At 67.1% G+C, this 18,429-nt stretch carries 16 protein-coding genes and 1 riboswitch; of the genes, 8 read left to right on the plus strand and 8 right to left on the minus strand.

The annotated features are described in order from the left end of the window. Positions 1–4: 4 nt before the first annotated feature. The 3 genes from pstA to pstS form a co-directional block, all read right to left on the minus strand. A complete protein-coding gene (gene pstA / locus FEZ61_RS14100; protein WP_017638706.1) occupies positions 5–880 on the minus strand; it encodes a phosphate ABC transporter permease PstA in 876 nt (291 codons plus the stop codon). Next, complete coding sequence (pstC, locus tag FEZ61_RS14105) at positions 880–1,854, minus strand: phosphate ABC transporter permease subunit PstC (RefSeq protein ID WP_007160736.1); 975 nt, start codon at positions 1,852–1,854, stop codon at positions 880–882. Before pstC ends, pstA begins: the two co-directional genes overlap by 1 nt. Positions 1,855–1,930: 76 nt before the next feature. Further along, entirely contained in the window at positions 1,931–2,944 is a 1,014-nt protein-coding gene (pstS, locus tag FEZ61_RS14110; RefSeq protein WP_017638705.1) for a phosphate ABC transporter substrate-binding protein PstS, read from the minus strand. Between the two features lie 450 nt (positions 2,945–3,394). Beyond that, a riboswitch (yybP-ykoY riboswitch) is annotated at positions 3,395–3,563 on the plus strand. Positions 3,564–3,566: 3 nt separating this feature from the next. Here pstS and mntP point away from each other — a divergent pair. Together mntP and FEZ61_RS14120 are read left to right on the plus strand one after the other, a co-directional pair. Further along, complete coding sequence (gene mntP / locus FEZ61_RS14115) at positions 3,567–4,139, plus strand: manganese efflux pump MntP (protein WP_017638704.1); 573 nt, start codon at positions 3,567–3,569, stop codon at positions 4,137–4,139. Beyond that, the gene (locus FEZ61_RS14120) at positions 4,139–4,975 is read left to right on the plus strand and encodes a hypothetical protein (RefSeq protein ID WP_064308110.1); all 837 of its coding nucleotides are present in this window, start codon (positions 4,139–4,141) and stop codon (positions 4,973–4,975) included. The genes mntP and FEZ61_RS14120 overlap by 1 nt, the downstream gene beginning before the upstream one ends. On the opposite strand, the gene FEZ61_RS14125 is transcribed toward FEZ61_RS14120, so the two are convergent. Together FEZ61_RS14125 and FEZ61_RS14130 are read right to left on the minus strand one after the other, a co-directional pair. Further along, positions 4,972–5,514: a cytochrome b/b6 domain-containing protein gene (locus tag FEZ61_RS14125; protein WP_064308111.1), complete on the minus strand. Its 543-nt coding sequence runs from the start codon at positions 5,512–5,514 to the stop codon at positions 4,972–4,974. The genes FEZ61_RS14120 and FEZ61_RS14125 overlap by 4 nt on opposite strands. A 79-nt stretch (positions 5,515–5,593) precedes the next feature. Further along, entirely contained in the window at positions 5,594–7,267 is a 1,674-nt protein-coding gene (locus FEZ61_RS14130) for a phosphoethanolamine transferase (protein WP_068383596.1), read from the minus strand. 243 nt (positions 7,268–7,510) lie between these two features. On the opposite strand from FEZ61_RS14130, the gene FEZ61_RS14135 reads away from it, so the two are divergent. The 3 genes from FEZ61_RS14135 (at position 7,511) to FEZ61_RS14145 (ending at position 10,823) form a co-directional block, all read left to right on the plus strand. Further along, on the plus strand, positions 7,511–8,491 hold the full coding sequence (locus FEZ61_RS14135) for a cation diffusion facilitator family transporter (RefSeq protein ID WP_173149129.1): 981 nt from the start codon (positions 7,511–7,513) through the stop codon (positions 8,489–8,491). A 308-nt stretch (positions 8,492–8,799) separates the two neighbouring features. After that, positions 8,800–9,465 (plus strand): response regulator, encoded by a 666-nt coding sequence (locus FEZ61_RS14140; protein WP_173149131.1) that lies wholly within the window; start codon positions 8,800–8,802, stop codon positions 9,463–9,465. Further along, positions 9,462–10,823: an ATP-binding protein gene (locus tag FEZ61_RS14145; protein WP_173149133.1), complete on the plus strand. Its 1,362-nt coding sequence runs from the start codon at positions 9,462–9,464 to the stop codon at positions 10,821–10,823. The genes FEZ61_RS14140 and FEZ61_RS14145 overlap by 4 nt, the downstream gene beginning before the upstream one ends. Positions 10,824–10,833: 10 nt before the next feature. Here the strand turns inward: FEZ61_RS14145 and FEZ61_RS14150 are convergent, their stop codons facing one another. After that, entirely contained in the window at positions 10,834–12,048 is a 1,215-nt protein-coding gene (locus tag FEZ61_RS14150; protein ID WP_178121551.1) for an MFS transporter, read from the minus strand. Between the two features lie 78 nt (positions 12,049–12,126). Here FEZ61_RS14150 and FEZ61_RS14155 point away from each other — a divergent pair, with 78 nt between their 5' ends. Both FEZ61_RS14155 and FEZ61_RS14160 read left to right on the plus strand, forming a co-directional pair. Continuing rightward, entirely contained in the window at positions 12,127–12,621 is a 495-nt protein-coding gene (locus FEZ61_RS14155; RefSeq protein ID WP_173149135.1) for a MarR family transcriptional regulator, read from the plus strand. Further along, the gene (locus FEZ61_RS14160; RefSeq protein WP_173149137.1) at positions 12,621–13,433 is read left to right on the plus strand and encodes a helix-turn-helix transcriptional regulator; all 813 of its coding nucleotides are present in this window, start codon (positions 12,621–12,623) and stop codon (positions 13,431–13,433) included. The genes FEZ61_RS14155 and FEZ61_RS14160 overlap by 1 nt, the downstream gene beginning before the upstream one ends. On the opposite strand, the gene FEZ61_RS14165 is transcribed toward FEZ61_RS14160, so the two are convergent. Both FEZ61_RS14165 and FEZ61_RS14170 read right to left on the minus strand, forming a co-directional pair. Then, positions 13,396–14,460, minus strand: coding sequence for a 2-isopropylmalate synthase (locus FEZ61_RS14165; RefSeq protein ID WP_173149139.1), 1,065 nt, complete (start codon positions 14,458–14,460; stop codon positions 13,396–13,398). The two genes, FEZ61_RS14160 and FEZ61_RS14165, sit on opposite strands and share 38 nt — an antisense overlap. A 154-nt stretch (positions 14,461–14,614) precedes the next feature. Next, on the minus strand, positions 14,615–15,976 hold the full coding sequence (locus tag FEZ61_RS14170; protein WP_017638693.1) for an MFS transporter: 1,362 nt from the start codon (positions 15,974–15,976) through the stop codon (positions 14,615–14,617). Positions 15,977–16,292: 316 nt separating this feature from the next. Here FEZ61_RS14170 and FEZ61_RS14175 point away from each other — a divergent pair, with 316 nt between their 5' ends. Then, a complete protein-coding gene (locus FEZ61_RS14175) occupies positions 16,293–18,380 on the plus strand; it encodes a PAS domain-containing protein (RefSeq protein WP_173149141.1) in 2,088 nt (695 codons plus the stop codon). Positions 18,381–18,429 lie beyond the last annotated feature (49 nt).

Raw genomic sequence — 18,429 nt, forward strand, 5'->3', positions numbered from 1 at the left:
GTAGTCACTTGGAATCCCGGTTACGAAAGAAGAAGCGAGAGGAAAGGTTCAGGAACAGCACGAACAGCGTCAGCAGCAGGGCGCCGGCCCAGGCCAGGTGCTGCCAGTTCTCGAACGGACTCATGGCGAACTGGAAGATGGTCACCGGCACGGTGGCCATGGGCTTGAGCACGTCGGCGTTCCAGTACTGGTTGCCGAAGGCGGTGAACAGCAGCGGTGCGGTCTCGCCGGTGATGCGGGCGATCGACAGCAGCACCCCGGTCACCACGCCGGCGCGGGAGGCGCGCAGCAGGATCTGCAGGGTCACCTTCCACTGGGGGATGCCCAGGGCCAGGGCCGCTTCGCGCATGGCCGGCGGCTGCAGCTGCATCATCTCGTCGGTGGTACGGGTCACCACCGGCACCACCAGCATGGCCAGCGCCAGGGAGCCGGCAAAGCCGGAAAAGCCCAGGCTGCCACCGGAGTACTGGTTCAGCGTCACCACCACGGCGGTGTAGATGAACAGGCCGATGACGATGGACGGCGCCGACAAGAGGATGTCGTTGACGAAACGCACCACCAGGCCGAGCTTGGAGTGGCGGGCGTATTCGGCCAGCCAGAGGCCGGCAAGGATGCCGATGGGTGCACCGATGGCGGTCGCCAGCAGGGTGATCAGCACGCTGCCGAACAGGGCGTTGGCCAGACCGCCGTCAGTGGCGCCGGGTGGCGGCGTCATCTCGACGAAGATGGCCGGGCTCAGGGCGCTGACGCCCTTGATCAGGGTGGTGCCAAGGATCCAGGCCAGGAAACCCAGGCCGAGCACGGCGGCGGCGCTGCCAAAGATCAGCGCGATGCCGTTCTTGATCCGCCGCTTGCGATAGAGATAGGCGTCGATGTGCATCAGTTACCTGCCTTGCGCGACAGTTGCGTCAGCATCAGCCGTGCCGCCAGCAGCACGAAGAAGGTCACCACGAACAGCAAAAAGCCCAGGGCGATCAGCGAAGAGCGGTGCAGATCGGTGTAGGCCTCGTTGAATTCGTTGGCGATCACCGAGGCGATGGAACTGCTCGGCATCATCAGCGAGAGGGAGAACTGGTGAGCGTTGCCCAGCACGAAGGTCACCGCCATGGTCTCGCCCAGGGCGCGACCCAGGCCGAGGAAGGCGCCGCCGACCACCGCCGAGCGGGTGTAGGGCAGCACGATGTCCCAGCAGACTTCCCAGGTGGTGGACCCCAGCGCATAGGCCGATTCCTTGAGCTGGGCCGGCACGCTGCGGAAAACCTCGTACATCACCGAGGTGATGAAGGGCAGGATCATGATCGCCAGGATGATGCCGGCGGTCAGCATGCCGATGCCCAGCGGCGGTCCCTGGAACAGCACGCCGATCACCGGGATGGCGCCGAGGTAGTCGTTGATGAAGGGCGAGATGTGCGCGGCCATGAAGGGGCCGAAGACGAACAGGCCCCACATGCCGTAGATAATCGAAGGGATACCGGCCAGCAGTTCCACCGCCGTGGCCACCGGACCGCGCAGCCAGGTAGGGGCGATCTCGGAGAGGAACAGGGCGATGCCGAAGGCGGTAGGCACGGCCAGCAGCAGGGCGATGAAGGAGGTCATCAGGGTGCCGTAGATGGGCACCAGGGCGCCGAACTTCTCGGCCCCGACATCCCATTCGGCCGAGGTGATGAAGTCCAGGCCAAAGGTCATGAAGGCGTGGCGACCGCCCCAGAGGGTGGACGCGGCGGCGCCGACCAGTACCAGCAGTACCAGCAGCGCGGCGGAAAACAGGAGCCGGCGGAACCAGACATCGGCGCGGGTATCCCGGCGGATGCGCTGTTCCTGAGCGGCGGAGAGGGGCAGGGTCTGGTCGGTCATGGAGCTTTCCGTCTACCTGGAAGGACGCGCGAAACCGCCTGGACCCCAGGGGATCCAGGCGGCGGGACAGGCGTGTTTACTTCTTGAAGTCGGACGCCCAGTAGCCTTCGATCTGCTTGACCAGGGCATCCGGGACCGGGACGTAATCCAGGGCCGCGGCATCCTTCTGGCCATGCTCCAGGGACCACTTGAAGAAGTCGAAGGCGACCTTGCTGCGCTCTTCGTTCTTGGGTTCCTTGTACATCACGATCCAGGTGGTGGCGGTGATCGGCCAGGCATCGGCGCCCGGGGCGTTGGTCATCAGCAGGTTGAAGTCCTTGGCGCTCTTCCAGTCGGCGGTGGCGGCGGCGGCCTGGAAGCTCTTGGCGTCGGGCTGCACGAAGTTGCCGGCGGCGTTCTTCAGCTGCACATGGGACATCTTGTTGGTCAGCGCATAGGCGTACTCGACGTAGCCGATGGAGCCCTTGATCTGCTTCACGTAGGCGGCGATACCCTCGTTACCCTTGCCACCCACACCAACCGGCCAGTTGACAGTGGTGCCGAAGTTGAACTTCTCCTTCCACTCCGGGCTGACCTTGGCCAGGTAGTTGGTGAAGTTGTAGGAGGTACCCGAGCCGTCGGAACGACGCACCACGGTGATGGCGCCCTCAGGCAGCTTCAGGCCGGGGTTCAGCGCGGCGATGGCCGGGTCGTTCCAGGTCTTGATCTCACCCATGAAGATCTTGGCCATGGTCGGGCCGTCGAGCTTCAGCTTGCCGGGCTCGATGCCTTCCACGTTGACGACCGGAACGATGCCGCCAATGATGGTCGGGAACTGGCCCAGGCCACCCTTCTGCAGGTCGTCGGTGCTCATGGGGGCGTCGGTGGCGCCGAAGTCCACGGTGCCGGCCTTGATCTGGGCAATGCCGCCGCCGGAGCCAATGGACTGGTAGTTGATACGGTTGCCAGTCTTCTCGCTGAAGCCTTGCGACCACTTCGACAGAACGGGGAAGACGAAGCTCGAGCCGGCGCCTGTGACATCCACGGCGTGAGCGGCGGTGCTCAGGCAAAAGGCCGACAACAACAGAGAGAGGCTGAACGTGCGTTTCATGGTGGCTCCATTACCTAGTGAGGGCTGGCGCTAGGCTATTGCCGAAATGTGACAATTAAGTGTCAGCGGCATGACGAAACGGGGACGGCAGAGCGCCATCATTGAGAGCGGCGGCGACAGCTCCTGCGTTGGCAAGCGAAGGTGTCCGCACCCAGGCCTTGCAGCAGACCGCTCGGACTCATCCGCCCTAGGCTGCGGATGGCAAAGAGGCCGCCTACCTTCTGGTCGGCTTCCACCGGCGACCTCCGGCGGTCACCAGACGACACGCCTGTCCGCCGCCCGCGGTCGTCCCGGCAGCCTATGCTGTGGCCGCGATCCAGTTATGGCGGGCCTTGCAGGCCTCCCGGCGCATCCGCGCGATCGAATTGGCAGCAGGAATTTAGCCAAGGCTATATATATTAGAACTATCTACAAGATAGACTTTCTCTATCCGGATGGGTAAGGTGGCGGCCTCTTTGGGGAGTAGCCTGCTTCCACTGCGGTGGAAAGCGTTCTGATCAACATACTCGGCAACCGCCGTGGTCAGGACAGCCGGTCAGGGTTGGCGAGACCAGAGGCATCACCGCGCCATGCCGGGCGTGCGGGGGTGTCTTGTGGATCGAGCCCGGTCGGCGCTGTGACGATGAACCCCGCTTCCCTGATGTTCCTGGCCTTCGCCATGTCCACCGATGCCTTTGCCGCCGCCGTCGGCAAGGGTGCCAGCCTGCACAAGCCCTGCCTGCGTGAAGCCCTGCGTACCGGCGCCATCTTTGGCGTCATCGAAGCCATCACCCCGGTGATCGGCTGGGCCATCGGCCTGACCGCCGCGCAGTACGTCCAGCCCTGGGATCACTGGATCGCCTTCACCCTGCTCACCGTGCTTGGCCTGCGCATGATCTGGGCCGGCTTCGGCGCGCCCGAAGCCGAAGCCGAGAAGCCCCGCCAGCACTCCTTCCTGCTGCTCGCCCTGACCGCCGTGGCCACCAGCATCGACGCCCTCGCCGTGGGCGTGGGCCTGGCCTTCATCGACGTCAACATCATTACCGCCGCCCTGGCCATCGGGCTCGCCACCATGGTCATGGTCACCACCGGGGTGATGCTGGGCCGGGTGATGGGCAATCTTGTGGGCAAGCGCGCGGAGATGCTCGGCGGCGTGGTGCTGATCGTGATCGGCGCGGCCATCCTCCATGAACACCTGGCCGCTGTCGCCGCCTGATGGCCCCGCTGTGGCGTAGCGCCCTCCTCGTCCTGGTCGCCCTGCTACTGGCAGCCTTGGGCTTTCTCGCCTGGCAACGCTTCTGGCCGGCCCAGGCCGCGCCTGGCTGGCGCTACGAAGTGGCCCATGCCGATATCGCCAAGGCCAGCGCCCTGGCCTGGCAGGGCGACGCCCTGCTCACCGCGGAAGAACTCAAGGACGGCAAGGGTCGCCTGCTGCGCATCGATGCCCAGGGCCGGCGCAGCGTGCTCAGCGCGGGCCTGTACAAGCCCGATGGCTTGGTGCCCTACCAAGAGGGTTTCGCCTACAGCCAGGAAGGCGGCACCCATCCGATCCGCTGGTTCGACGCCACTGGCAGTCGTGATCTGTTCATCGGCATCAACGCCCAGGGCCTCTGGGCCGAAGGCAAGCGCCTCTATGCGGTGGAAGACCGCAAGGGCGAGGGACGTCTGCTGCGCTACGACGCCGCCGATGGCAGCCTGACCGTGCTGCGCGACCACCTGGACGAGGCGGAGTCCTTTACCCGCTGCCCGGATGGCAGTGCCTTCTATACCGAGAAATCCCGTGGCCTGGTGCGCCAGCTGAGCGACGATGGCCGTGATCCGCCGGCGCTGAGCGATCTGCGCGAACCGAGCTTTCTGCTCTGCGACCATCGCGGCCTGTGGATCAGCGAAGACTCCACCCACCGCGCCCGCCTGCTGCTCTGGGATCGCCAGTCAGCCCCGCGCGCCATCCTGACCTTCCTGCGCGCACCCCAGGCGCTGCTGCCGCGAGGCGACGGCTACCTGCTGGCCGAAGGCGGGCGCGACCGCATCATCGCCCTCGATCCGCGCTAGAGCATGCGTCTCAGGGTGTCGTCCTTGCGCACCAGGTGATGCCAGAGCGCGGCCAGCACGTGCAGGCCGATTACCCAGTAGAAGGCCTGGCCGAGCCAGAGGTGCACGCCCTTGAGCGACTTGGCCAGTTCCGGATCCACGGGAAAGGGCGAAGGCAAGGCCCAGGTGCTGGAAGGAATCTTCACCGCGCCGATGGTCAGCCAGACGGTGAACAGCCCGAGCAGCGGCTGGGCGAGCAGAAAGGCATAGAGGGCATAGTGGGTCAGGCGACCGACCGCCTCCAGGCTTGCCGCCAGTGGCGGGGTGATCGGCGGCACCGGATGGCGGTGGCGCACCAAGAGCCGCGGCAGGACCAGCGCCAGGACCAGCAGACCGACCCAGAAATGACTGAGCACCACCCACTGGCGCTCCAGGGAACCCCGCTCGAACTGGCCGCGGTTGGTGATCAGCACATAGGCCAGCAGCACCAGCAGGGCCATGAGCCAGTGCAGCAACCGGGCGCTGCGCGCATAGCGGGAAATAGGAGAGGCGGAAGACATGACGAGGTCCTGCTACTGAGGTGAAAAGGCGCCGGCAGTGTAGCGGTGCCCCGTTGCCGAGGGTAAGACGGCAACGGCACTAACCGCAGGGCGCCGCCGAGGTGTCCAGCAGCAACTTACTCAGTTGCTGCGGCGGCTGGTGCACCAGGCCGGTGGGCGATTCGCAGACGCGCTGCACGAAGTTATCGCTGAACAGGAGCTTGCCATGGACGAAGTACTCGCCCGGGCGGCGATTGGGATTGTCGATGCGGGTACCCAGGCGCTCCGCCAGCCAGCTGCCGGCTTCGTAGTGACTGATCCAGCGCTCGTCCTGCAGCTCGGCCAGGGCCTCGGTCGGGGCATCGCGCGCCACCACGATCATTGGGACATCGCTGACCTCGGGCACCAGGTCGTTGTGGCCCCAGTGACCCCCCTCCCCCAGCCGCTGGCCGTGATCGCCGGTGATGATCAGATAGCGCTCGCCGTCCAGACGATCGAAGTCGGCGAGAATCTCGGCGAGCAGGCCATCCAGGTAGTGCAGGGAATTGTCGTAGGCATTGGCCTGGCCCTCGGCGCCGCTGTCCGGCCAGGGCGCGGGCGTGGTCTCGTGCCGATAGTTCTGCGCATAGGGCAGGTGCGCGGTGCGCAGGTTGAGCACCACGAAATTGCGTGGCGCCCACTGCTGTTCGTCGAGGATCTCCAGCAGGGCGCGATCCTGGCGCTGCAGAAAGCGCAGCGGATGGTCCTCGCGGGTGATGGAAACGTCCAGGTGGCGACTGCCCAGGTGCGCCAGCAACTTGGATTCCTGGGAGGACAGCCAATGGGTGCGAAAGCCGGCGGTCTGAGCGAAGCGAAACAGATTGATCTCGCCGCTGCGCAACCGCTGGTCCTGGCCCGGCTCGCGGATGGGATTCAATAGATAGGGCAGACTGACGTCGGTGGCCACCCCTGCCGCTACCCCGGGGCGGATCAGCGCCTGGGGATTGTCCGCCAGGTAGGCCGAAAGCTTAGGGGTGGTATTGCGTTCGTAACCAAAGGCGCCCAGCCGATCGCTGCGCAGGGAATCGGCCACCACCAGCCAGACGTGTCGCGCGGTACTGGGCACCTGGGCCAGCCCATAGGGCGCATAGGCGGTGGGCGGCAGGACGACGTCATCACGCCCGGCCAGGCGCACCGCCCAGGCGGAAAAGGCATTGAGGCTGTTGTGCAGGCCGCTGCGACTGGGGCTAGGCACGAAGGCATCGAGGTTGCGATAGGTGGCGCGATAGGGTTTGGACAGCAGCACCGCGGCGATCAACAGCAGCGCCCAGCGACTGGCCGGCAGCGGCACCCGGCCCGGCAGGTAGAGATGCAAGGCGATCAGCAGCCCATAGGGCAGGCCCACGCAGAGGAGCACCGGCCAGTGCTCGGGGAGGCTGAGCCAGAGTGTGTGGCGCACCTCGGCGGTGTCGCCCAGTAAAGCCTGGATATCGATGGCGCTGAGCGGCTCGCCGAAAAAGCTGAGGTTGCCCAGCTGCAGCAGCTGCATCAGCGCGAACCCCAGCAGGATGGCCACCGCCAGGCGTGGCAAATGGCTCAACCAGAGCGCCAGGCTGAACACCCAGAGCGCGGCGACATAGCCCGCCTCCAGCTCGGCGCGGTTGTTGGGGGTGAAGCCTTGCTGCAGGAAGTCGTCGGCCAGCAACAGCAGGCAACTCAAGCTGCTCAAGGCCAGCAGATTGCGCCAGTGCCGCCAACCCGTGGCGCGGGGGCGGGAGAACGTCGCGAGCAACATCAGGGGGCCCTGCGCAAGCGCAAGGGGAAGCGAAGGCGAGCGGCCATGAGCGGGCTCCAAGGACAGGAAGCCGCTACCCTGAGGGGCGAACCTTAATGAAGTCTTAGTGACTCATGCGCGGTAACAGATGACCAGGCGGTCAGCCGGTAGCCGGCCGGCTTGACCCTGAAGTCACTTCAGGCTTCAGGATGGTCACAGAAAGGCTATTGCCCGCTGCCTCCTCAACCCTTCGGAGACCTGTAGATGAGTGGCTCCACCCCGCACCACGATCACGATCACGATCACGATCACGATCACGATCACGATCACGATCATCAGCATGGCCACGATCACGGCCATGGTCACGCCCATGCCCCGCGGGTCACCGCCGACAACGAGCGCAAGCTCAAGCTGGTCTTCGTCCTGACCTTTGGCTACGCCATCGTCCAGGCCGTGGGCGGCTGGTGGTCCGGCTCCCTGGCGCTGATCGCCGATTCCGGGCATATGGTCTCGGATGCCGCTGCCCTGCTGCTGGCCCTGGTGGCCTACCGCGTGGCGGCCAAGGCGGCCAATGCCCGCTTCACCTATGGCTTCCACCGGGTGCGTATCCTCGCCGCCCTGACCAATGGCGTCGCGCTGTTGCTGCTGGTCCTGTGGATCGGCTGGGAAGCCATCATGCGGCTGCGCGAGCCCACCGAGGTGCTGTCCGGCCCCATGCTGGTGGTGGCGGTGATCGGTCTGGTGGTCAATATCGTCGGCTTCCTGGTGCTGAACGGCGGGCACAAGGACGACAGCAATCTGCGCGGCGCGCTGCTCCATGTGGCCGGCGACCTGCTGGGTTCGGTGGGCGCCATCGCCGCCGCCCTGGGCATCCTCTGGACCGGCTGGACCTGGCTGGATCCGGCGCTGTCGATCCTGGTCGCCCTGCTCATCGTCAAATCGGCCTGGACCCTGGTGCGCGATGCCGGCGCGGTGCTGTTGCAGGCCGCGCCAAGGGAATTCGACACGGCCGGTGCCACGGCGGCGGTCCGTGCCCTGCCGGAGGTGGCCGAGGTGGGTCATCTGCACGTCTGGACGCTGACCGACGAAACCCGCATCGCCACCCTGCACATCACCCCGGCGCCGGGCAGCGATCCGCTGCGGTTGCCGACCCTGGTGGGCGAGCTGCTGCGCAGTCGCCATGGGCTGCAGCACGTGACGGTGCAGGTGGATCCGCCGGGCACCCTCGACGGGCACTGCGCCTAGGCTCTGAACAGTGCCTGCGCCAGCTCAGGCTGCGTTAAAAATCCGCTGGGTCGGAATGCTCATTTACCACTCGTAACTTCGCGCGCGAGGCCGATCCGCTTCCTCCTGGATTCGCTTCGCTGGCGCTCACCCTTCGGGTAGCCATTGGCTGTTACTCCCGTTGGTCGTTGCGCCTCGCCTGATCTTCGCTCGGCGACTGTTCAGACCAGCCTCGGCATGCAACGCCCGGTAACAGTCGCCCTCGCCGGCGCCCGGTCTTCGCGGCGATGATGACGGGCTGGCGGCATGGCAGAGCGAGGAAGACAGGCGTGCGGGTACTGCTGGTGGAAGACGATGCGGCCCTGGCCCAGGGCATCCGCATGGCCCTGCGCGGCGAGGGCTATACCCTGGACTGGGTGGCCGACGGCCTGGCCGCCGAGCACGCCCTGGCGTCCGAGCGCTTCGACCTGGTGCTGCTGGACCTGGGTCTGCCACGGCTGGACGGCCTCGAACTGCTGCGCCGCCTGCGCAGCCAACCCGACGGCCAGGTGCCGGTGCTGGTACTCACCTCCCGCGATGCCAAGGCCGATCGCATCCAGGGCCTGGATGCCGGCGCCGACGACTATCTGGTCAAGCCCTGCGACCTGGACGAACTCAAGGCGCGCCTGCGGGCCCTGATCCGCCGCAGCTGTGGCCGAGCGCAACCGCTGCTGGAGCACGCTGGCATCAGCCTCGATCCGGCCAGCCAGGCAGTGCACTATCGCGGCGCCGAGGTGATGGTGACCCCCATGGAGTATCAACTGCTGCACCAGCTGCTGTTGCGACCGGGCGCCGTCATCACCCGCGAGCGGCTGAGCAATGCGCTCTATGGCTGGCAGGAAGCGGCCTCGGGCAACACCCTGGAAGTGCTCATCCACAACCTGCGCAAGAAGCTCGACAGCGGCCTGATCCGCACCGTGCGCGGGGTGGGCTATCTGCTGGAGCGTCAGCCATGATCGCCATCCGTACCCGCATCCTCGCCCCCACCCTGGCCCTGGTGCTGGCCGGCAGTCTGGCCCTCGCGCTGCTGGCCCTGCGCGACAGCCATCGCGAGATCGAGGGCATCTACGACGCCCAGCTGGTCCAGGGCGCGCGCCTGCTGGAAGGCCTGCTGCAGGCCGGTACGCCGGCGGCGGATCGCTGGCCGGAGCTGATCCGGGTGTTCGACCGGGCCATGCAACCCGTTCCCGGCAGCGTACCAGCGCACCCCTACGAGAATCAGCTGACCTTCCAGATCTGGAGCGCGGACGGCCAGTTGTTGGCCCGGTCCGGCCAGGCGCCGCGGTTGGCCGAGGTGCCGCCCGAGGGGCTGCACGAGGTGTTCGACAACGGTCGCGAATGGTGCGGAATGCTGGTGCGTACCGCCAATGGCGGCCTGCGCATCTGGGTCGGCGAGCGCGAGGACCTGCGCCAGGACCTGATCCAGCGCATCGTCAGCCATACCCTCTGGCCGACCCTGGTGGGCCTGCCGCTGCTGGTCGGGGTGCTCTGGTTGCTGCTGGGCTGGGGCCTGCGCCCGCTGCAGCACTTCGCCCGCAAGCTGCGCGAGCGCGACCCCCACAGCCTGGCGCCGCTGCCGGCCGGACCGTTGCCGCCGGAGTTGCAGCCCATGCGTGGCGCCCTGGATCACCAGCTCGCCCAGTTGCGCGCCCTGCTCGAGCGCGAGCGCCGCTTCATCGCCGACGCCGCCCATGAATTGCGTACCCCCCTGGCGATCCTCGATCTGCATGCGCAGAACGCCCAGCACGCCGAGACGGCGGAAGAACGCGAGGAAGCCCTGGGCTATCTGCGCCAGGGCGTCGGTCGAGCCACCCGTCTGGCCAGCCAGTTGCTGACCCTGGCGCGGCTGGAACCCGGCGCCGCCCAGGTCCAGGCGCTGGACCTGGAACCCCTGGTGCGCGAAGAGCTGGCGGAATTGACGCCCCTGGCACTCAAGCATCAGGTGGAACTGGTGCTGGCGGCCCAGGCCGGACCACCGGTGCTGGGCGATCCGGATGCCATCGCCATCGCCCTGCAGAATCTGGTCACCAACGCCCTGGCCTTCGCCCCTGCCGGCAGTGCGGTGGAGGTCGGCATCGAGGCCAGCCAGGACAACGGCGTGTTGCTGCGGGTGGAGGATCGCGGCCCCGGGGTGGACGAGGCCGAGCTCACGCGGCTGTGCGATCGCTTCTACAGTGCCGGCAATCCCCAGGGCGCCGGGCTTGGGCTGGCCATCGTCGAGACCATCGCCCGCCGGCTGGGCGGTGCCCTGAGCTTCAGCAATCGCGCCCGGGGCGGCCTCCGGGTGGAGTTGCGCCTGCCGCGCGCGGTCTAGGTTTACACGGCTAGGCCTGCTGGCAGCCGCGCGCCAAGACCGGCCGCGCGGGTCGGGTCAGACGCAGACCGAGGCCCATCAGCAGCACCACGCCCACCGCCATCAGCAGCCAGGCGTTGGCCAGGCTATCCAGATGGTCGCGCAGGATGCCGGCGGCCAGCGGCGCCAGGCTAGCGATCAGATAGCCACCGCCCTGGACGAAGCCGAGCAGGGCCCCGGCCTCGGCGGGATCGCGCACCTGGTCCATCGCCAGGATCAAGGACAGCGGAAACAGCGCGCCGATGCCCAGACCGAGCAGGATGGCGGTGGGCACCGCCAGTTGCAGCGGCGCCAGCGCCAGACACAGCAGTCCCACCAGCACCACGCCGAGCACGCCCAGCACCAGCGGCCGGCGATTGCGCAGCCGGGCGATGGTGGCCGACAGCAAGAGACCGGCGCTGACCTCGGCGAGGCTCACGCCGCCCAGCAGCAGACCGCTGTCGGCGGCTTGCCAGCCGAGGCCGGTGTAGTACGGCGGCAACCAGGCCAGCACCAGAGTGTAGGCCGCGGTGCCGATGCCGAAGAAGGCCAGCAACAGCCAGGCCTGGCGCTGACGCCAGGGTTGTGCGCGAGGTGCAGCATCCTGCGCCGGCGCATCCGGACGGGCCAGGGCCAGCCAGATGCCGAGCGCCAGCAGCACCGGCAGGGTCCAGAGCGCCAGACCCTGGGCCCAGCCCCACTGCTCGGCCAGGGGTGCCGCGGTGGCCGCCGCCACGGCCGCGCCGCCCATGATGCCGGTGGTGTAGAGCCCCATCAGGGTGCTGGTGCGCTGCGGATGGCAGCGGCGGATATAGGCCGGGATCAGCGCCTGTACCAGGGCGATGCCGACACCGCCCAGGGCGGCGGTGAGGATCAGCCCCAGGCCGCTCGGCTTTTCCCAGCGCAAGGCATTGGCCAGGGCCAGCAGCAGCAGGCCGAGGGCGATGCCGCGGCGCTCACCGAGCCAGACCTGCAAGCGCGCGCCACCCAGGGCGCAGAACCCCATGGCGGCGATGGGCAGGGTGGTCAGCGCCCCGGCGCCACTGCCTTCCAGGCCGGTCGCAGCCTGAATGCCATCCAGCAGCGGACCGATGGCGGCTAGGATGGGCCGTAGATTGAGGCCGACCAGCAGCACCAAGAGCACGGCGAGGAAAGCATCCTGGCGCGGTGCGGGCGTGGTCGGGGATGATGATGACGCGGAAAGCATGGACAATCTCCAAAATGACGCGGTATTTCTCTTGACGAGAAGTATCTTAACATCAAGATATATTCCTGAGGTAAGCCGATGGCCGATCGCGCCGAATTCGCCGTGGACCAGTGGCACCGCGAACGCCCCGACCTGGATCCCCTGCCCATGCGCCTGGTGGGTCGTCTGGGCGAGGTGGCCCAGGTGCTCAGTCGCGATGTCCTGCAGCCCTTCTTCGACGAACACCGGCTGCACTATGGCGAATTCGACGTCCTGGCGACCCTGAGGCGCGCCGGCGAGCCCTATGCCCTGAGTCCGACGGTGCTCTATGAATCGGCCATGATCTCCTCGGGCGGCATGACCAATCGCCTCGACCGCCTGGAGCGCGCCGGCCTGATCGAGCGGCGCAAGAATCCCGGGGATCGCCGCAGTACCCTGGTCGCCCTTACCGCCGCGGGCTTCGCCCTGATCGACGGGCTGATGGCCGCCCACGTCGACAACGAACGCCGCGCCCTGGCCACCCTCAGCGAGGCCGAGCAGCGGCAGCTGGATGCCCTGCTGGGCAAGTGGCTGGCCGGCCGCGCACCCTGCTGATGACCAGGCTCATCGACTTCAGCTCATGCAACGGCCTGCACGCCGTGGCCCAGGACTACGCCCATGGCGAACGGGTGCCGCCCCATAGCCATCGCCAGGCGCAGCTGATCCATGCGCTCTGCGGCGTGGTCATCGTCAATACCGCCCAGGGCCGTTGGGTGGTGCCACCCGGACGGGGGGTCTGGGTGCCCGCCGGCGAAGAGCACGACCTGCACCTGCTGGGCCGGGTCGAGGTGCGCACCCTGTTCGTCGATCCTGGGGTGCGCGCCGAGCTGCCGACGCGCTGCCAGCTGATCGCCGTCTCGCCGCTGCTGCGCGAACTCATCCTGGCCGCCCTACCCCTGCCGGTCGACCGACCGGCCGAGGGTCGCGCCTGGCATATCCTGCAGCTGATGCTCGACGAGTTGCAGGGCTCGCCCACCGCCGGCCTGCACCTGCCCTGGCCGGTGGATGCCACGCTCGCCGACCTCTGTCGCCACCTGCGCCAGTACCCGGGCGAGCGCTGGACGCTGACCCGGGCCGCCACGCGGCTGGCGGTCAGCGAACGCACCCTGAGCCGGCTGTTTCTCAAGGAGACCGGCCTGAGCTTTGGCCAGTGGCTGCAGCGGGCGCGACTGGATTCCAGTCTCACCTCGCTGGCCGCCGGCCATGCCATCGTCGACGTGGCCCTGGACCACGGCTATGCCAGTCCCAGCGCCTTCGCCACCCGCTTCCGCCAGGTGCTGGGCGTGTCGCCCTCGGCCTATCGGGGCCAGACGGAACTGCCCGTCGTCCCTAGCCCGCCACCCGGCCCAGCTCGGCTGGATCGATGAGCCCCAGGGCCGCGCGCTGCGCCGAGCTGGCGGCCAGGGCCAGACGACCACCATAGGGATGGCGCGGGTGGATCGTCAGCTGGTTGCAGGCCTCCACCACGCTGGCCACCTCTTCCAGGCGGGAGAAATCGATCCCCGGCGCGATGCCCTGGCTGTAGAGGTTCAGCGCCAGGGTCACCAGGTCCACGTTGCCGGTGCGCTCGCCATTGCCGAACAGGCAGCCTTCCACCCGCGTCGCCCCGGCCAGCTGGGCCAGTTCGGCGCAGGCGACCCCGGTGCCCCGGTCATTGTGCGGATGGACGCTGATGGTCACATGGGGCGCCGGCCCCAGGCCGCGGATGAAACCCTCGATCTGATCGGCATAGACGTTGGGGGTGGCCACCTCCACCGTCGCCGGCAGATTGAGGATCAGCGGGCGCTCCGCCGACGGTTGCCAGGCCTCGCGGACCGCCTGGCAGATCTCCAGGGCGAAGTCCGCCTCGGTGAAACAGAAGGTCTCCGGTGAATACTGGTAGGTCCAGGCCGTTTCCGGCTGGGCATCGCACCGGGCGCGCACGCGTTGGGTCCCGGCGACCGCCATGGCCAGGGTGGCGGCGCGATCCTGGTCGAACACCACCCGACGGAACAGCGGCGCGGTGGCGTTGTAGAGATGCACGATGGCCCGGGGTACGCCCACCAGGGCCGCGAAGGTGCGGTCGATCAGCTCATGGCGCGCTGGCGTCATCACCTGCAGCCAGAGATCGTCCGGCAGCCCGTCCGCCGTGACCAGTTCGCGCACGAAGGCGAAATCGATTTGGGACGCCGCCGGAAAGGCCACCTCGATTTCCCGGTAACCCACTGCCAGCAGCAAGGCGAAGAAGCGCCGCTTGCGTTCCAGTCCCATGGGCTCGATCAGCGCCTGGTTACCGTCGCGCAGATCGGTGGAGCACCAGCGCGGCGCCTCGGTCAGTTGACGGCCCGGCCATTGGCGATCGGGCAGGTGGGGCGCGGCGAAGGCTTGGTACTTGGTCTGGGGTTGCTTGAGCATGGGAGACTCCAGGGCTAGGCCCCAGAGTCTGACCGGCCACCCTGGCCGCTGCGCTCGCGAGCAGGACAGCGCCCTGCGCGATCCGGACAGCCACCGGCATGAAAAAAGCCGCCGGGGATGACCCGGCGGCTGTGTGTGCCTCGGACGCTAACGATCAGTCTACCGAGATGCGCTCCAGCGGCACCGGCTTGAGGCGCGGCGTGAGCACATGGATGACCACGATGGCCACCAGGTAGGCGCTGCCGGCCACGATGAAGATCGGCTGGTAGGACTTGAAGATCTCCAGAATGTAGCCGTTGTAGGTGGTCATCAGCATGCCGCCGATGGCACCGGCGGTACCGCCGATGCCGATCACCGAGGCCACGGCTTCCTTGGGGAAGAGATCCGACGGCAGGGTCATCAGGTTGGCCGACCAGGCCTGGTGGGCCGCGGCGGCGAGGCCGATGATACCCACCACCAGCCACAGGCTGGAGACGAACTGGGCGGTGACGATGGGGATGACCGCCAGGGCGCAGAGCAGCATGGTGGTCTTGCGCGCCAGGTTGGCGCTGCGGCCGAGCTTCATCTGCTTGGAGGAGCCCCAGCCGCCCATCACCGAGCCGATATCGGCGAGGATGTAGATGGCGATCAGCGGCGGACCGAAGGATTTCAGATTCAGGCCATAGGTCTTGCCGAGGAAGTCCGGCAGCCAGAACAGGTACAGCCACCAGATCGGATCGGTGAGGAACTTGCCAGCGGCATAGGCCCAGGTCTCACGGAAGGTCAGCAGCTTGAACCAGGAGATCTTGGTCTCGACGGCGGGCTTGGCCGATACCGGGGAGCCGTCGTCGGCCTGGATGTAGGCCAGCTCTTCGCGACTCACCTTGGGGTGCTCGTGGGGACGGCGATAGATCAGCAGCCAGGCGATCAGCCACAGGGCGGTGACCAGGCCGATGGAGATGAAGGCCGCGCGCCAGCCCCAGGCCAGGGTGATGGCCGGCACCAGCAAAGGTGTGATGATAGGCCCCATGGCGGTGCCGGCATTGAACAGCCCGGTAGCCTGGGCGCGTTCCTTTTGCGGAAACCATTCCGAGACCGCCTTGAGGCTGGCCGGAAAGCTGCCGGACTCGCCGAAGCCGAGGGTGAAGCGCACCAGCACGAAGTGGGTGACGGTGTGGGCAATGCCGTGGCCGATGCTGGCGATGGTCCAGATGGTGAAGGCCAGGGCGTAGCCGATGCGCACCCCGACCTTGTCGATGATGCGGCCAAAGGTCAGGAAGCCGATGGCATAGGCACACTGGAACCAGAACACGATCTTGGCGTAGTCGGTCTCCGTCCAGCCCAGGTCCGCCTGCAGCGTGGGCTTGAGGATGCCGATCATCTGGCGGTCGATGTAGTTGATGCCGATGGCGACGAACAGCAGGGCGCAGATCAGCCAGCGATAGCGGGTGAAACGAGAGGTTTGCGAGGTAGCGGCGACGGGCGTGTCCTGCGGCCGCAGGGCGGACTCCGTCTCGGGAGTGACCTGGATAGTCATTGAATGGGCTTCCTGACTTGTTGTTATTGACCGGGGTGAACCGGGGTCGTTGGAAAGCTGTTACCAGATATTCATATGACATCGTATGAGTGACTTTCAAAGGTGTCAATCCACCCAAAGCAGAGTGGTCAGCCCTCTCGTCTGGGGGTAAACACCCTGCCCGACTCCGTCCTCCCTGTGCCTCGAATGGGCGCGGGCAGGCGAGAAATATGAGGGCGAAGGATCTGTGACGCGCCTGGCACTTTCTCGCCCGCGGACGTCTAATGCCCCATCTTTGAAGCGAAGCCGTCGCCTCATCTTTTCTGCCGAGCCTGCCGTGTCCTTCGCCGATACCCCCTCCCTGTTGGCGCGCCTCGCCGAGCTGGAGCAGAGCAATCGTCACCTGCGTCAGCAGCTGGACGCGTGCGCGGCGCCCCGGGAAGGCGCCGCCACCTTGGCCAACGAGCGCTACCAGTTCCTGTTCAATGCCATGGACGAGGGCTTCTGCGTCATCGAATTCATCGATGGCCCCCATGGACCGCTGAGCGACTATGTCCATGTCGAGGCCAACCCGGCCTATACCGCCCATGCCGGCATCCCCGACGTGGTCGGCCAGAGGCTGCGCGACATGGTCGGCGACGAGGCCCAGGCCTGGCTCGATCGCTACGGCCATGTGCTGCGGACCGGCGAAGCCATCCGCTTCGAGCAGGAGTTGGTGGCCACCGGCCGCTATCTGGACGTCACCGCCTTTCGCATCGAGCCGGCCAGTCGCCGGCAGGTCGCGGTGCTGTTCCAGGACATCACCCCGCGCAAGCGGGCCGAAGCGGCCCTGCGGCAACTCAACGAGACCCTCGAAGAACGGGTACAGGCCGCCCTGGCGGCCAATCGCATCCTGGCCAACGTGGTGGATGGCGCCGCCGCCCTGATCCAGGTGCTGGATTTCGATTTCCGCTGGCTGGCGATCAACGGCTCCGGCGCCGATGTCTTCGAGCAGGAAATCGGGGTCCGGCCGCGCATCGGCGATTCCTTCAGCGAAAGCCTCAGGCAGCGGCCCGAATTGCGCGACGGCATCCTCGCCCACTGGCGCCGCGCCTTTGCCGGCGAGACCTTCAGCGAGATCATCTCGCTGGGCGAAGGGCCGGGCCGGCGCCATTACGAACTGCAATTCAGCCCGCTGCACGATGCCGAAGGACGCTCCATCGGTGCCTATCAATTCGCCTACGACGTGACCGAGCGCCTTGAAGAACAACAACGCATCCAGGTCATGGAAGAGGCCCTGCGCCAGTCGCAGAAGATGGAGGCCGTCGGCCAGCTCACCGGCGGCATCGCCCATGACTTCAACAACCTGCTGACCGGCGTCCTCGGCTCGCTGGAGATGCTCGACCTGCGTCTGCGCCAGGGCCGGTTGCAGGACCTTGATCGCTACACCGGCACCGCCCGCAGCGCCGCCCAGCGCGCCGCCGCCCTGACCCACCGGCTGCTGGCCTTTTCCCGGCGCCAGACTCTGGATCCGCAACCGGTGGCGCTGGAACGACTGGTGATCGGTCTGGAAGACCTCATCCAGCGCAGCATCGGCCCGCAGATCGCCCTGGAGCGCGAAGCCGATCCCCAACTGTGGCTGACCCACATCGACGCCTCCCAGTTGGAAAACGCCCTGCTCAACCTCTGCCTCAATGCCCGCGACGCCATGCCGGACGGCGGTCGCATCCGCATCGTCCTGGGCAATGAGTGTCTCGACGAAGCCCAGGCCGAGCACCAGGCGCTGCCCCCGGGCGACTTCGTGCGCCTGAGCGTGGGCGATACCGGCAGCGGCATGAGCGACGAGGTCCTCGCGCGGGTGTTCGATCCCTTCTTTACCACCAAGCCCCTCGGCCAGGGCACCGGACTGGGGCTCTCCATGGTGCATGGTTTCGTGCTGCAATCGGGGGGCGAGATCCGCATCGACTCCGCCCCCGGCGCGGGCACCTGGGTACACCTCTATCTGCCGCGCCATGGCCTGGCGCCGGTGGTCAGCCCCCCGGTCCATCCCGAGCCCGAACCCAACCTGCCCGGCCAGGGCGAGACCATCCTGGTGGTCGACGACGAACCGACCATCCGTACCCTGCTGGTGGACGCCATGACCGCCCAGGGCTACCGGGTGCTGGAAGCGGCCGATGCCGTCACCGCCCTGGCCCTGCTCCCGCCCGACAGCCATCTGGATCTGCTGGTCACCGACGTCGGCCTGCCTGGCGCGCTCAACGGTCGCCAACTGGCCGATGCCTTGCGTGGCCTGCAGCCGCAGCTGCCGGTGCTGTTCATCACCGGCTATGCCGAGGCCAATGTCATAGGTGCCGGGGATCTCGAGGCGGGCATGCGGGTGCTGACCAAGCCCTTCACCCTGGATACGCTGGAGCGACGCATCCAGTTACTGCTCGACGAACGCTGAACCCAGCCTGAGCGATTGCGAATAATGGCTTTTTGCTACTATTCGTCAT

It is taken from the genome of Pseudomonas sp. MS15a(2019) (genome assembly GCF_013277805.1).
Classification (GTDB): Bacteria; Pseudomonadota; Gammaproteobacteria; order Pseudomonadales; family Pseudomonadaceae; genus Chryseomonas; species Chryseomonas benzopyrenica.

Excerpts from the sequence above, each read along its gene's own strand:
- pstA (WP_017638706.1), bottom strand. The coding sequence starts at position 880 with ATGCACATCGACGCCTATCTCTATCGCAAGCGGCGGATCAAGAACGGC.
- pstC (WP_007160736.1), bottom strand. The coding sequence starts at position 1,854 with ATGACCGACCAGACCCTGCCCCTCTCCGCCGCTCAGGAACAGCGCATC.
- pstS (WP_017638705.1), bottom strand. The coding sequence starts at position 2,944 with ATGAAACGCACGTTCAGCCTCTCTCTGTTGTTGTCGGCCTTTTGCCTG.
- mntP (WP_017638704.1), top strand. The coding sequence starts at position 3,567 with ATGAACCCCGCTTCCCTGATGTTCCTGGCCTTCGCCATGTCCACCGAT.
- FEZ61_RS14120 (WP_064308110.1), top strand. The coding sequence starts at position 4,139 with ATGGCCCCGCTGTGGCGTAGCGCCCTCCTCGTCCTGGTCGCCCTGCTA.
- FEZ61_RS14125 (WP_064308111.1), bottom strand. The coding sequence starts at position 5,514 with ATGTCTTCCGCCTCTCCTATTTCCCGCTATGCGCGCAGCGCCCGGTTG.
- FEZ61_RS14130 (WP_068383596.1), bottom strand. The coding sequence starts at position 7,267 with ATGTTGCTCGCGACGTTCTCCCGCCCCCGCGCCACGGGTTGGCGGCAC.
- FEZ61_RS14135 (WP_173149129.1), top strand. The coding sequence starts at position 7,511 with ATGAGTGGCTCCACCCCGCACCACGATCACGATCACGATCACGATCAC.
- FEZ61_RS14145 (WP_173149133.1), top strand. The coding sequence starts at position 9,462 with ATGATCGCCATCCGTACCCGCATCCTCGCCCCCACCCTGGCCCTGGTG.
- FEZ61_RS14150 (WP_178121551.1), bottom strand. The coding sequence starts at position 12,048 with ATGCTTTCCGCGTCATCATCATCCCCGACCACGCCCGCACCGCGCCAG.
- FEZ61_RS14155 (WP_173149135.1), top strand. The coding sequence starts at position 12,127 with ATGGCCGATCGCGCCGAATTCGCCGTGGACCAGTGGCACCGCGAACGC.
- FEZ61_RS14160 (WP_173149137.1), top strand. The coding sequence starts at position 12,621 with ATGACCAGGCTCATCGACTTCAGCTCATGCAACGGCCTGCACGCCGTG.
- FEZ61_RS14165 (WP_173149139.1), bottom strand. The coding sequence starts at position 14,460 with ATGCTCAAGCAACCCCAGACCAAGTACCAAGCCTTCGCCGCGCCCCAC.
- FEZ61_RS14170 (WP_017638693.1), bottom strand. The coding sequence starts at position 15,976 with ATGACTATCCAGGTCACTCCCGAGACGGAGTCCGCCCTGCGGCCGCAG.